General features: G+C 51.0%; 12 protein-coding genes. 7 read left to right on the top strand and 5 right to left on the bottom strand.

Annotated features, from left to right (window positions below):
* Positions 1-11: 11 nt before the first annotated feature.
* The 3 genes from BM231_RS18800 to BM231_RS18790 form a co-directional block, all read right to left on the bottom strand.
* The gene (locus tag BM231_RS18800) at positions 12-989 is read right to left on the bottom strand and encodes a quinone oxidoreductase family protein (protein WP_093521752.1); all 978 of its coding nucleotides are present in this window, start codon (positions 987-989) and stop codon (positions 12-14) included.
* A gap of 160 nt (positions 990-1,149) precedes the next feature.
* Complete coding sequence (locus BM231_RS18795) at positions 1,150-1,845, bottom strand: CDP-alcohol phosphatidyltransferase family protein (RefSeq protein WP_093521750.1); 696 nt, start codon at positions 1,843-1,845, stop codon at positions 1,150-1,152.
* Between the two features lie 38 nt (positions 1,846-1,883).
* On the bottom strand, positions 1,884-2,789 hold the full coding sequence (locus BM231_RS18790) for a DUF2182 domain-containing protein (protein ID WP_208860491.1): 906 nt from the start codon (positions 2,787-2,789) through the stop codon (positions 1,884-1,886).
* A gap of 270 nt (positions 2,790-3,059) precedes the next feature.
* On the opposite strand from BM231_RS18790, the gene BM231_RS18785 reads away from it, so the two are divergent.
* Entirely contained in the window at positions 3,060-4,322 is a 1,263-nt protein-coding gene (locus tag BM231_RS18785; protein ID WP_167550316.1) for a UbiH/UbiF family hydroxylase, read from the top strand.
* Here the strand turns inward: BM231_RS18785 and BM231_RS18780 are convergent.
* A complete protein-coding gene (locus BM231_RS18780) occupies positions 4,319-5,269 on the bottom strand; it encodes an AEC family transporter (protein WP_093521746.1) in 951 nt (316 codons plus the stop codon). The genes BM231_RS18785 and BM231_RS18780 overlap by 4 nt on opposite strands.
* A gap of 201 nt (positions 5,270-5,470) precedes the next feature.
* On the opposite strand from BM231_RS18780, the gene BM231_RS18775 reads away from it, so the two are divergent.
* From BM231_RS18775 to hspQ, 3 genes are all read left to right on the top strand, one after another.
* On the top strand, positions 5,471-6,364 hold the full coding sequence (locus tag BM231_RS18775) for a lysophospholipid acyltransferase family protein (RefSeq protein WP_093521744.1): 894 nt from the start codon (positions 5,471-5,473) through the stop codon (positions 6,362-6,364).
* A 193-nt stretch (positions 6,365-6,557) separates the two neighbouring features.
* Positions 6,558-7,595, top strand: coding sequence for an HpcH/HpaI aldolase/citrate lyase family protein (locus tag BM231_RS18770; protein WP_093521742.1), 1,038 nt, complete (start codon positions 6,558-6,560; stop codon positions 7,593-7,595).
* A 212-nt stretch (positions 7,596-7,807) separates the two neighbouring features.
* A complete protein-coding gene (gene hspQ / locus BM231_RS18765) occupies positions 7,808-8,140 on the top strand; it encodes a heat shock protein HspQ (protein WP_057466287.1) in 333 nt (110 codons plus the stop codon).
* A 114-nt stretch (positions 8,141-8,254) separates the two neighbouring features.
* Here the strand turns inward: hspQ and BM231_RS18760 are convergent, their stop codons facing one another.
* Entirely contained in the window at positions 8,255-8,869 is a 615-nt protein-coding gene (locus BM231_RS18760) for an invasion associated locus B family protein (RefSeq protein ID WP_057466286.1), read from the bottom strand.
* Between the two features lie 300 nt (positions 8,870-9,169).
* On the opposite strand from BM231_RS18760, the gene BM231_RS18755 reads away from it, so the two are divergent.
* The 3 genes from BM231_RS18755 to BM231_RS18745 all read left to right on the top strand — a co-directional run bounded on the left by BM231_RS18755 (position 9,170) and on the right by BM231_RS18745 (position 14,072).
* Complete coding sequence (locus tag BM231_RS18755) at positions 9,170-11,032, top strand: extracellular solute-binding protein (RefSeq protein WP_093521740.1); 1,863 nt, start codon at positions 9,170-9,172, stop codon at positions 11,030-11,032.
* A gap of 116 nt (positions 11,033-11,148) precedes the next feature.
* Positions 11,149-12,822: a class I adenylate-forming enzyme family protein gene (locus tag BM231_RS18750; RefSeq protein ID WP_093521738.1), complete on the top strand. Its 1,674-nt coding sequence runs from the start codon at positions 11,149-11,151 to the stop codon at positions 12,820-12,822.
* Positions 12,823-12,830: 8 nt separating this feature from the next.
* The gene (locus BM231_RS18745) at positions 12,831-14,072 is read left to right on the top strand and encodes a hypothetical protein (protein WP_093521736.1); all 1,242 of its coding nucleotides are present in this window, start codon (positions 12,831-12,833) and stop codon (positions 14,070-14,072) included.
* Positions 14,073-14,152 lie beyond the last annotated feature (80 nt).

The following is a 14,152-nucleotide window of genomic DNA, read 5'->3' as shown; positions in this document are numbered from 1 at the left end:
CTCAACCGTGTTTAAGGAATAATTACTGTTGCACCGGTGGTTTTACGCCCCTCCAGATCGCAGTGCGCCTGTGCAATGTCCTTCAGGCTGTAGCGTTGGTTGATCTGAATATTGATTGTTCCGTCAGCCACAGCGGCAAACAGGTCCCCAGCGGTCTCTTCCAGCTCCCAACGCTCCGCAATGTAGTTGAACAGCGTCGGACGCGTCGCAAACAGTGAACCTTTTTGAGAAAGAATGGCCATGTTGAACTCAGGCAGTGGCCCGGATGACTGCCCAAAGGAGCACCAAAGCCCACGCGGTCGGAGACAATCCAGCGACGCTGGAAATGTATCCTTGCCCACACTGTCATAAACCACATCACAGCCACGCCCATCGGTGATCTGGCGCACCCGCGACACCCAGTCCTCGCTCTTGTAATTGATCACATACTCATAACCATTGTCCTGAGCGAGCCGCGCTTTTTCTTCCGAACTAACCGTCCCAATCACCTTCGCCCCAAGCGCAGAGGCCCACTGGCCAACAATCAGCCCGACACCGCCAGCTGCAGCATGGTAAAGCAAGGTCGTATCCGCTCCCACATTGTAGGTCTCCCGCAGCAGATAACGCCCAGTCATCCCCTTTAACATCAAAGCCGCTGCTTGCTCATCACTCACACCTTCAGGGATTTTTACAAGCACACTTGCGGGAATATTACGCTCTTCACTGTAAGCCCCCAGCGGCCCTGCATATGCCACACGGTCCCCAAGAGCGAGCCCTGTCACACCTTCCCCAAGCGCAACAACAATCCCCGCGCCTTCATTACCCGGAACAAATGGTACCCCATTTGGTGCCGGATAAAGCCCGGAGCGGAAATAGGTATCAATAAAGTTGAGCCCGATCGCAGTGTGCCGAATCCGAACTTCACCATGCCCCGGGTCTGGCAGGTCAACATCCACGTGTGTCAGAACGGATGGATCACCAGTTTTTTCAACGCGAACAGCAAAGACCATATGGATTATCCCTTATAAAAAGCTGGAGACGGAGTTTGGACAGATTGCAGTTAAGTTGCAAGCACCTTTGGGGAAACTTGCGTGCACGAGGGGAAATGCGAAGGCCAAATAAAAAAGCCCGACCAATCGGCCGGGCTTTAAGAAACTCATTTATCGAGAATCACACCTTGCGGAACAGCTGGTGAACAGCTCCGACGCAAAACAGGTAGAGGCTCGTTGCTGTAATCAGAGCAAACAACCAGTTTTCAATGACGAAATCCTGATAAAGCGCAACCGCAAGAGCGGCACTCCATACGATGAGAATGCCTAGAGTTAGTGGACGCCATTTGACGGTACGCACCGGATGCACAAATTCAACAGGAGCAAACGTCAATACAGAACACAACACCACCATTCCGATGATGATCCAGGGCGGAGACTGCAGTGCAACCAGCACAACAATCACCATATTCCAGACACCAGGGAATCCAAGAAAGCCGCCGCTTTCGGTCTTCATGTTACCGTCAGCGAAATAGATCGCGCCGGTAAACACAATGACGGCACCAGACAAAAGGCCCCAGAATTCTGAGAGCAGGCCACTTTGATAAAGCGCGAAAGCAGGCAGGAAAACGTAGGTCGCGTAATCAATCACCAGATCCAGAATAACGCCGCTCCAACGCGGCAGCCGATTCTGAATGTCATATTTACGTGCTAAAGGACCATCCAGCCCGTCGACAACAAGTGCCACCCAGAGCCAGAAAAACATCATAGGCAGATTGCCGTTCGCTCCAGCGACAAGCGCAAGCAACGCAATGGGAGCCCCCAATGCGGTGAGAATATGAATGAGGAACAGCCGGGAGTTGGTCTGACCGGTCAACTTTGGGTCCTTTGTTATTCTTTAAGTGCAGGTACCACTTAGAACAATCTATCGCCCAAAGCTTCAATAAGAGGTAAGTCCACCCGAGCGAAATAGATGTTTGCACCGCCCCATAGCAGAAGTGCGATACCTATTCCATAGCTTGTAAACGGTGTTTTGCTCTTTTTTTCAAGTGTCATTATGAGACCAAGCAGCGCGATCCAAATAATATTCATGATTCCCACTGCAAACATAAGCACCATGAGTGCCCAACAGCACCCCAAACAGTACAAACCTTGCTCAATTCCAAACTGGAAGGCACTCTGTTTTTGCTCACCAGAATGCAGAGCCAATGCAACATTGGGTGTCCGGCACCGGTCAAGACAGGCCTGCTTGGCAGGCGTAAACTGATAGATCGCAGCTGCAATGACTGTTGTGATTGTCAGTGTAGAAAAGACCGGCAACATCATCGGGCTCATCACGCCCAGCTCATGCAGCACACCTTGGGCAACGGTCGCAATAACGGAAAACGCAATCCAGACTGCCAGATAGCCGCCAGCCACCACGTAAATAGCTTTACCGCCACGCGCTTCATGATAGGTCTGCAGCATGGGCATGGCAGTCGGCAACATCATGGCAAGCACCATCATGAACCACATCACAAACAGCAGAAAATAGTCATAAAAGCCCATATTCAGCAGCGCTGGCATGCCAAACGCTTCCTGAGCCAGAGGCAAACACAGTGAAGCCAGCTGAACACGTACATGCTCAGGCAGGCCCTGGAACATGTTGAACTGATTGAACAGCTCCATGCCCGGCCCCATCTCGCCCATATCCATACGAGAGATCATGTCGATGACCATGGCCGCCAGATAAACCCAGCCTAAAACCACAGCACCACCCAAAACAATGTACGGGAGCCGATAGGACAACTGTAAATCCGTTTTCGGACTGGTAACTGACATAACCAACCTCAAAATCAATCAGGACAGCCGAAACTCTGCGGTTCCGGAACCGGCGCAACTTATGCAGCATCTCTAATAGACCAGTAATAGTCCCAATGCGACATTGATTTAGTTCAAATCTAAACTGGAGCCTGCGACATGATGAAGCTGGCGCAACGAGACCTCTCCGCTTTCATTAGGGGACTATCCGCGTGCGACACCTTGAAACCGATAGGTTTTATCCCCTAGATACTTGGGTAATAGAACGCAAACAAAATGCGGAACGAAAAAATGGCAGCCAATCTTGCAACAGACAGCACCAAAGGCAAAAGCAACGACCTCACGCCGTCGCAGGAAAAGAGCTACGATTGCGCTGTAATCGGCACAGGCCCGGCTGGTATGATCGCCGCCCTTGCGCTCGCCAGCAATGGACTGGAAACTGTGCTTGTCGGCCCGCCAGTCAACCTCAACGACGCCCGCACCACCGCGCTGATGGACGCTTCCCGCCAGTTTCTGGATAACATTGGCATTTGGAAAGACTTGCGTTCAGCGTTTACACCGCTGGAAAAGATGCGTCTGATCGACGGCACCGATCGCCTGTTACGTGCGCCGGAAACTACATTCTCTGCCTCAGAACTGGACCTGCCTGCCTTCGGCTACAACATCCTCAACAAGGATCTGAACCGAGTATTGTTTGATCTTGTGAACAACAACGAGCTCATTGAACTTGTCGAAGACACAATCAAAAACGTCAACAGCAATGATCATAAAGCCACCATTGAACTGAGCAGTACGCCAGACATCAGCTGTTATGTTGTCATCGGCGCAGATGGACGGAATTCTGTGGTGCGCCGCGCCGCTGGCATTGAGACTAAGAACTGGAAGTACCCGCAAGCGGCACTCGTTCTCAATCTCAAGCACGACCTGCCACACTACAACATTTCAACCGAGTTCCATCGCAACACCGGTCCATTCACCATGGTCCCACTTCCGGGCAAGACGTCTTCCCTTGTTTATGTGGAAACGCCAGAGCGCGCCGAAGAGCTGAACAATTACAAGGACGAAGCACTCGAAGCCGAGCTGGAAAAACTCAGTAAGTTCATTTTGGGTTCGTTGAAACTGGCAAGCCCGCGGCAGGTTTATCCGCTGTCTGGCCTGACAGCTGTTCACATGAGCGGTAATCGCTCACTGCTTATGGGAGAAGCTGCCCACGCCTTCCCGCCAATTGGGGCCCAGGGTCTCAACCTGTCTCTGCGAGACATCGCAGTTGCAACTGAACTGCTGGCAAACGCCAAACACACCAAGGCAGATATGGGATCAGCTGAGCTGCTGCAAAAATACGATCGCAGCCGCAAAGCAGACGTCATCAGCCGCACAACTGCCGTAGATCTGCTCAACAGGTCATTGCTGACGGATGCCTTACCTGTTCAAATGCTACGCAGTCTGGGACTCTATACAGCCTCCAGAATCCCACTCGTCCGCCGCCTGCTGATGCGCGAAGGCATTGCCCCATCATGGAGCTTGCCGACACTTATGCGCGCGCAGGACAATTAAGGCACCAGTATTCCTGATTGAATGAGATAAATGAGCGTTGGCAACGTAACAACGGATGCCAACGTTCCGTACAGTACGGCTGTAGAGGCGCGCTCCACATAGCTCGAATAATGCTGTGCCAGCACATAAACATTCGCAGCTGGTGGCAAAGCAGCCATTAAAACAGCGGTTGAGATCCACAGACTATCAAAGCCCCCAATCCACTCCAACAACACAAACACAAGGATTGGATGCACCACCAGCTTGATAAGCAGCAGGATCGGCAGCTCCTTCGCCGTTCTCCGGCTAGGCTGCAAGGCAATCGTCACACCCATGGCAAACAATGCACAAGGTGCTGCTGCTTGTCGCAAAAACGAGATGGTCTGATCGAGCGCAACAGGTGGCTTGAACTCAATCGCAGCAGCTAAAATGCCTGCAAACACCGCAAGAATAAACGGGTGTGTGATGATCTTCTTGAAAATCTCAAAGGCCAGAGGCCCAAACTTGATGTTTCGAGCGCCACCAATCGACATCATCATGGGAACGAGAATGAACAGCAGGATTGTATCAAAACACAAGATCAAAGCCGTCGGCACCGCCGCCCCTGCCCCAAGAACAGCAAGAGTAACGCCAGGCCCCATATAACCAATATTGGAATAAGAACCGACCAGGGCCTGCACAGTCGCTTCACCAATGCTACCGCGCAATATGAAGCGTGCAAAAGCATAAGCCAGCACAAACATGGCAAAGGTGGAAAATGTAGTCGCAGCGACAAAATCAAACGTTGCAAGCTCTTCCAGCGGCGTTTCGGAAAGCAACTGAAAGAACAACGCAGGCAACGCCAGATAAATCACGAAAAAGTTCATCCATGCCAAACCCTCGCGTGAGAGTTTCGCACCGCGACCAGAAACAAACCCCAGGAAGATGAGCAGGAAAAATGGCATTGCCAAATTAACAACATTGAGCATCTAAACCATTTCCCCATGCAATTTTTTAGTGTTCTCCGCATCCAACTGGAGAATGAGTTGCTTTTGAAATGCTGATTGGCTAATCACCATGTCCGAGTTGAGCGTATATAGCCATTCTACAGAGGTTGGCATACCGGCAACTACGACACTATAGTATGCGAGTAAACGGAACTGGAAAGCTCCATCCGCCCAAAGGCCAATATGAAAGCTAAAAAATCCCGTCGCCCACTGACACGTCGCGAGAAGCTCAGCTTTCGTGCTGAATGGCTGGCTCTAAGATTTATCGGCGGAATTCTGCGCTCTATGCCGCTGGATTGGTCCTCCGCTTTTATGGGAAACATGTGGCGCTTGATCGCCCCGATGACCCATAGGCATGCCCGAGCTAAAGCGCACATCATGGCCGCCTATCCGGAAATGACGCTCAATGAAGCAGATAAAATTGTCCGGGATATGTGGGAAAACCTTGGTCGGGTCTCTGCTGAAACCGTTTTACTCTCCAAAATCCACAAGGATCCGAGCCGCGTCACCTATGTAAACCCAGAGGTCTTTGAACCCTCAGTTGGTGAAGGCGCCGTACTTGTAACCATGCACTCCGGTAACTGGGAAGTTGTTTCCGACAAAGCAGAGGAACTTGGTCTCCCGCTCGCAGGGGTCTATCAAAAACTGAAGAACCCTTATTCTGAAGAATATTTGGTCGGGAAAAGAAACTTTCTCTATAAACTTGGCTTGTTTTGCAAAGGCCACGACACCGGCACAAAGATCATTTCAATCCTGCGTAAAAAGGGCTCGGTTGCCTTCGTCGCAGACGTACGCGATCACCGCGGCGTCAAAATTGAGTTTTTCAAACAACCTTCAGCAGCAACACACATTCCGGCTGCGCTTGCGCGTACTATGAACAAGCGCCTTATTGCTGTGGTTGCGCGCCGTAAAAAAGGCTCCCGCTTCGACATCATTGCCAAGGAAATACCGGTCGCACGCACCAAAGACCGTGTACAGGATGCAATCACCACAACGCAGGCAGTACACGACCAGTTTGAAGAATGGATCCGCGAAGAACCATCACAGTGGATGTGGATCATGAAGAAGTGGATTTAGCCAGTTCACTCACTGTGTACCGTCGCTAAACGAAAACTGGTGGCACACATAAGCAAAAACTGAAGCCCTATAATCAATTCTGACAAAAGACAAACGGCTTCAGGACTTAGCCCAAAGAGCTGATTTTGCACCGCACAATATTCTGTATACTCCCCTCTGAATTTCCATTTCGGCTCGGGAGGGAGCTAGCCAGATGAAAACTTATCGTTCCTTTTATAAACCTCTGGCCATTGGTGCCCCAACACCGTTTGCTGAGCCACCTGTCGCGCTGGAACGCATGATCCACTTCGTGCCCCCGCATATCAAAAAGATGCGTGCGAAGATCCCGCAGATGATTTCGCAGGTGGATGTAATTCTCGGCAACCTGGAAGACGCGATTCCAGCCGATGAAAAACTCAATGCCCGTGAGGGCTTCATCCAGATGGCCAATGACAATGACTTTGGCTCTACAAAGCTCTGGACGCGCATCAATTCACTGGAAAGCCCGTGGATACTGGACGACATCACTGAAATCGTAACCCGCTGCGGCAACAAGCTTGATGTGATCATGCTGCCAAAAGTGAACGGCCCATGGGACATTCACTATTTGGATCAATTACTCGCTCAACTGGAAGCCAAGGCAGGCGTGAAAAAGCCAATCCAGATCCACGCTATTCTGGAAACAGCTGAAGGCGTCAACAACGTAGAAGCCATTGCCACAGCCAGTCCGCGCATGCACGGCATGAGCCTCGGTCCAGCAGATCTTGCGGCCTCCCGTGGTATGAAAACAACTCGCGTTGGCGGTGGTCATCCTGACTATCAGGTACTGGCTGATTCCGACGGTGATGCACCACGCACACGCTACCAGCAGGATCTATGGCACTACACCGTCGCCAAAATGGTAGATGCATGCTTGGCCGCAGGCATCAAGCCATTCTATGGACCTTTCGGAGACTTCAGCGATCCTGCCGCATGTGAGGCTCAGTTCCGCAACTCATTCCTCATGGGCTGCCTTGGAACCTGGACCCTGCACCCAAGCCAGATTGGCATCGCAAAATCAGTCTTCTCCCCAGAGCCAGATGAAGTGAAATTTGCCCGCAGAATTCTGGAGGCAATGCCAGACGGAACGGGTGCAGTCATGCTGGATGGAAAAATGCAGGATGATGCGACCTGGAAACAGGCAAAAGTTATCTGTGATCTGGCTGATCTGGTCATCTCAAAAGACCCGGATTTGGCAGAAACTTTCCAATAATCAATCCTGAAGAGTGGTCGGCGCCACTCTTCAACCCTGCAGATGTGCATATCAATGAAATGTGAGGAGCTATTCATCCCCAAACGTCACATTTTGATCGGTTTGTGCTGCCTCTCGCCTCTTTGCTGCGCTATATAGCTTGACAATACGCGCATGACATGACCTTTAAGGCGCCCTGACAAGATACAGTATCTTCGAAAGCTTGGTGGATTATGGAGACAATTAGAACCGCGAAATTCAGAATTGGACAGGTCGTACGTCACCGCCTGTACCCGTTCCGTGGCATAGTCTTCGACGTTGATCCCACATTCGACAATACAGAAGAGTGGTGGGAGTCAATTCCCGAAGAAGCACGCCCAAGCAAGGACCAGCCTTTTTATCACCTTCTCGCTGAAAACGCTGAGAGTGAATACATTGCTTATGTCTCGGAGCAGAATCTGGAAAAAGACGACAGTGGCGAACCTGTGCGACATCCGCAGGTCGATGAGTTTTTTGATGAGACCACCGATGGAGACTACATCGTCAAGGATGTAGAAATTCATTAAAGCCGGTTCCTGAATTCTCTTCATGGAAACCGCATTTCTTCAAGATCATCAGATCAATAAAAAACCCGAAGGAAAATTCCTTCGGGTTTTTTAATTCTTAACGCGAAAACCAAATTACTGGTTTGCTTGACGCTGCTGCTCAATCAGCTTCTGACGAGCGGCCTCGGCACGCTTCTGAAGCTCAGACTGCAGGCGCTCCTGCTTTGCCTGGAGTTCTTCAGGCTTGATAGCTTCACCATCATAAATACGGGTGAACCCTTTCAAAGTAAGGTCGAATGGACGTGCCTTACCCTGCTGGTTCAACGTAGTAATGATCAGCTTGCCACCTTTTTTCAGGCCACCGATGAAGGTGTCATCAATAACCATCTCGGCAATACAAGCGTTTGGAAAACAAATTGTATATTTAGCTTCAGACTGTTTGCCACCATCAACCTGTACACGAAGACCAGGCTGAATCAGCATTCCTGGAGGAACAGCAAGGTGCAGCAACTTGCGGCTTTCACCGGTCACTTCACGCACGACAGCTTGAGCTAGGAACTGGCCTGTGTCCGTGCGCAGTTCTTGTGTGATAAGGCAAAATTCTTTCTTGGATTTAGGATCAGTGTTACAAACTTTCACCCAAGCATCGTCTGCCTGTGCATTCTGTGCAACACTGGTGCCTGCAAAGCCAACTGCGGCCATTGCTGCAATAATCCCACCAGTCAGAACGCCCTTAAAATTAACGGCCATCCCAAATTTCCTCAAAGTTTGATCCGGTGCAAAACGATGCCTCCGGCAATTACGCAGCAACCATTTTTTAAGTTCAACAGTGTTTTGACTGCTTGTTCGGCGCCAAGCATACTCAGAACAGAGCTGAAAAAAAGGCAACGCTTCTGTTAAATGCTACTTATGTACTCTTTAAACGCCTCGGAACCATTTTTCCACCTATAGATTGGGGTGGTTACTGTCCTTTTCCAAAGCCTCGTAGGCTGAAATTTCCTCAGAATCGTATTATTGCTAGTTTCTGCGGACGCCCTAGGAGAAATTCGAATGACCAAATTCCGATCCTATGTGAATGGAATAAACAATTTTACGAAAGGGCTTGTTGTCATTTCCGGTATGGCAACATTAGCTTGTTCAACTGCACTGGCTCAGGATACTGTTCCTTGGAGCCATGCTATTGCAATGCATGGGAAACCTGCGTTACCAGCAGATTACACCCACCTGCCCTATGCAAACCCGGAAGCTCCTAAAGGCGGTCGCCTTTCTCTCGGCGTTCAAGGTACCTTTGATAGTCTCAATTCCTTTGCTCTCAAAGGAGCATGGACATCCGCACGCGGCATGAAAGAGCGTCAGATGGGCTCTTTCATCCTGGAGAGCCTCCTTCTTCGCACCAATGACGAAGCATTCACATTGTATGCACACCTTGCTGAAGCTGTGCGGATGCCAGAAGAGCGGAACTGGATCGAATTTCGTCTGAATCCTGCAGCAAAGTTTTCCAACGGTGACCCGTTAACCGTTGACGATATTATCTTTTCTCTTGAAACCATCCGCGATCATGGCCGCCCGCCTTATGCACGCTGGTATGGTAAAGTCGTCAAGTTCGAAAAAACGGGGGCACATTCCGTAAAGCTGCATTTTAAAGATGGCAGCGACCGTGAGCTTCCACTGCTCATTGCTCTGGCCCCTATTTTCAACAGCCGCACAACTGATCCTGAAACGTTCGGCAACACCACGCTAACACCGCCAATCGGAACTGGTCCTTACACTTTCTCTGAAATTGATCCCGGTAGACGCACCACCTACACTCGCCGGGACGATTATTGGGCAAAAGACCTGCCTCAAAAAATCGGCTTTGATAACTTCAATGAAGTGACCGTTGATTATTTCAGGGATTACAACGCATTGCAGGAAGCGTTCCGCAAAGGGGACACAGAGGCACTCATCTATGGCAACCCAAGCCTATGGAAAAATGCAGGTGACTTTCCTGCGTTTGAAGAAGGCAAGGTTGTCAAAGACGTTTTTGAGCGCGGCACGCCACCAAGCATGACCGGCATTGCGTTCAATACCCGTCGCCCCCAGTTCTCTGACAAACGTGTCCGTCAAGCTCTTGGCATGCTGTTGGACTTTCAATGGATCAACAGAACCCTCTTCAATGGACTGTACAAACGCACAGACGGATATTGGGACAACTCTGACCTCTCCTCCATTGGCCGTCCGGCGAACGAGTTGGAAAAGAAGCTTCTTGAACCATACCCGAATGCGGTCACAGACGAGGTTCTGGCAGGAACATGGCGCCCATCCGAGGCAGATGGATCAGGACGTGACCGCAAGGTACTACGTGACGCACTAAGCCTCTTCAAACAGGCAGGCTACAATCTTGATCAAGGCAAACTGGTCAACGCAAAGTCCGGCGAGCAACTCAGCTTTGAAATTCTTGTTCGCGTTCAGGATGAAGAGAAAGTCGCGCTTGCATTGCAGCGCACGGCCAAACTTCTGGGCATCGAAATCTCAGTGAGAACGGTCGACGCCGCCCAGTTCGAAGAGCGTCGCGCATCTTTTGGGTTTGACGCACTCTTCAACACTTGGTTTGCGTCCCTTTCTCCTGGCGGTGAGCAATATGCGCGCTGGTCATCTCAGGCAGCAGACACCAAAAGCTCCAGAAACATTGTCGGCGCAAAAGAACCTGCAATCGATGCATTGATTGACGCCATGGTAGCGGCCCGCACCCGTGAGGAGTTTGTAGCCGCAGTCCGCGCATTCGACCGTGTTCTGATCTCTGGCTTTTATGCAATTCCGCTCTATCACGCCCCTGCTGAGTGGGTTGCACGATGGACAACCGTTGAGCACCCAGCCAAATCACCGCTGTACGGCATGCAGTTCGATAACTGGTGGGATGCACCTAAAGAGTAGATAAACACATAAAAAGTAGGCTGCGTTCTTGATGAAGGCAGCCTACTCAACAAAAGTGTCTATTAACCAAATTATCGAATCTCTAATTTCTCAGTCGCTTAGCGGACTTACCTTAAATGATACTGTCAAATACCGATGCCATTGCAAACCACAGCACAACTGGAGTTTGGGGCAATATCACTCTTGATATGTTGTTCCGCCGTGCTGCGCAAAAACATCCAAACCGCTTGGCATTGGTCGATGCACCCGACAGAGAAACATGGACCGGCGGCAAACCACGCCATCTGACCTATGCCGAGGCAGAACAGGAAATCAGCAGAATTGCTGGCTTCTTCGCAGCTGTAGGGATGGAGCCTGACCACATTTTGGGCCTGCAATCTCCCAATACAGTCGATAATGTTCTTTGCATCCTTGGCGCATTACGCGCTGGCCTGATTGTTTCCCCCTTCCCGCTGCACTGGCGCCACTCTGAGATTCTGCGCGCACTCAGCACAGTAGATGCCAAAGCATTGATCACAGCGGACCGTGTTGAAACCCGTATGCTCGGTGAAGAAGCGCGCGACGCCGCCGCTGACTTTTTCTCTTTGCGTTTCGTTTTTGGTCTCGGCAGCGACATTCCCGACGGCCTCATCGATATGGCACCTATGCTGGCTGAGAGCGGAGATTCCTTCCCGGAGCCGGTGGTAGATCGGGATGGCGCACCTGCCAATCATGTAGCCACACTCACTTGGGTTCACTCTGGCTCTGAAATCAGCCCAATCCCGCGCAGCCATAACCACTGGGTCTCCACAGGCCTTATGCCGTTTCTCGAAACAAGGCTGGAGCCGGGCGCGCGGATTTTGCTACCGTATATTTTGTGCGGAATTACAGGAATTGGCGCCGGTTTGGTCCCGTGGCTGCTGAGCGAAGGGACGCTGCACCTCCACCATCCACATGCTTTATCCACATTGACCGATCATGCACGCTCCATTGAGGCAAATTATATTTTGACCCCTGGACCGCTTGCTTCTCACATCGATGGAGCCTTGGAAGGCTGGAAAACAAACACAGTTGCCACATGGGCGATCACCTCTCCAAAGCCTGCCAAATACAAGGCTAAAGGAGTGGTGACAGACCTTCATGTGTTGGATGAATATGCACTGGTCGCACATTTGCGAGGAACCTCTGAAGAGCCTGTCCCGCTCATTCCAGGCAACCAGTTTGCACCAAGCACATCCACGCACGGCCCGTGTCTTATTAATATTGATCCCGTTGAAATAAATGAGGAAATTTCACAAGAATTTTCAACAACCGCGCCCGGATACCACCTCAAACTCAAGGGTGCAATGGTCCCGGATGCAGATTGGCCGACCAGCCAATCTCACCTGACATTCTTCAGCAATGAGCAAAATGAACACGGGCTCATTACTCAAATCCCTGTTGGCGTGCATGAGGTTACCGGAGCGATCCATGGCTTCGGAACGCCCGGTCAAAAAGCACCCGGATTGCTCGAACTGGAACGTCTCGACGAAATATACAGTGAATTCTCGGGGGTAAAAGAAGCGGCTGCTTTTCTGGTAGAAGATGAATTAATGGGTGCACGCCTTATGGTCGCGGTGGTACCGTCAGAAGGTCTTCTCGTTGATGTAGAAGCCTTTTACGCCTACCTCGACGCATCACGCGTCAGCCTGACAATGATGCCACATAGAATTCTGTCCCTGCGCGCCTTGCCATTGACAGATGATGGCACTGTAGACCGACAAAAATTGACCAGACGCTCCCAGCCCAAACCGGTGGAAGCGGTTGCCTGAGAGGATGAATGGCCGATCATAGCCAACCATTAGAGACTGAAACGCACGATTCCAGTTGGGGCAAAATCCTGCTGATCGCACCGGTGCACAATCATGTCTTTGATATGTTGGAGCCTTTGACCGTTCTGTCTGATCGACTTGTCGCAGTGCGAACAAGCGCACAGCTTATGGAAGAGCTTCAGGGCGCAAGCGTCCTTCCCATCTGCATTCTTTTGCCATGGCAGGAAGATAACCCTCCTGAGCTTGATGAACTCACGCAAACCATTAGGGAATTTCGAAAAGGCCCGGGAGTTGAAGTTCCACTTCTGATTATTACAACTGGCAGTGCGCCCGTCCCGCTGGATTTAAAGCCAAGCGCGACCGTGAGTGATGCGATACCACCAGATGTACTGTTGCCACGCATTGCTGGTTTGAGACGCCTGGCCAATAGAGCAGAAGAAGCACGCCTGCGCCGCGGCCTGTTTGGCCCATTACCGGAGTATAAGATCGAGTTCGGCCCGCTAAAGTCCGCAGGTCTGCTGGTCGCTGGCTATGGAAAGCACTTTGGACGTACACAGGCTCTGCTGGATATGCCTGTAGAGATCGTGAGCGGGTTCTCCTCCGATATGACGGAGGATTATCTGACGGCACGCCGATTTGAAGCTGTTCTGATCGACATGCCTGCATGGCAGGCTTGTGAAGAGATTGAGCGGCTGCGAGCTGACCCGCGCTACTTCAACCTGCCCATACTTGCGCATAGCGTTGACGAGGAATCTGCACACCTTCTCTATTCAGCAGGTGCAACTGATGTCCTGCTCGGCGACGTTAGCGACAAAGCCCTCACAGGCCATATCATCAGCGCCTTGCGCGCAGGCAGACGCCAACGTCTGACCGATGCAATCCTGACTGTTTCCAGCCAATGGCTTGCACGTCAGGATAATGATGACTTTCTATCCGAGCAAAAATATCTCAACTACCTGAAGCTTCTGGAAGAATCTACGAAACGGCGCGGAGAGTCCATCTATGAACTCAATCTTCTTGAGCTCATAGAACGTTTCACTGGCAGCAATCCTCAGGCATTTGCACAGCATCAAATGTATTGGAGCGGAACCGTTCTCTCCATAGCCATGGCCGTTTGCCGTGATGAAGACTTCGTCGCTAACATTGAAGGTCGTGGCCCGGTTGCTGTTCTACGCAGCAAAAAAGGCATGGAACAGCTCTCCAACCGCGTACTTGTCATGGTACGTACCACAGGCTTGGGCAACGGATAAGCTCTTCCACCTCCTCACGAAACTGTGAGAGTTTTCATGGAAAACTATCGGACTTTCCTGTTAGATTGTAGAGCTAACGC

It is taken from the genome of Pseudovibrio ascidiaceicola, assembly GCF_900114245.1.
Lineage (GTDB): Bacteria > Pseudomonadota > Alphaproteobacteria > Rhizobiales > Stappiaceae > Pseudovibrio > Pseudovibrio ascidiaceicola.
The sequence above is the reverse complement of the archived record's forward strand: the minus strand, read 5'-3'. Positions and strand labels throughout refer to the sequence as shown.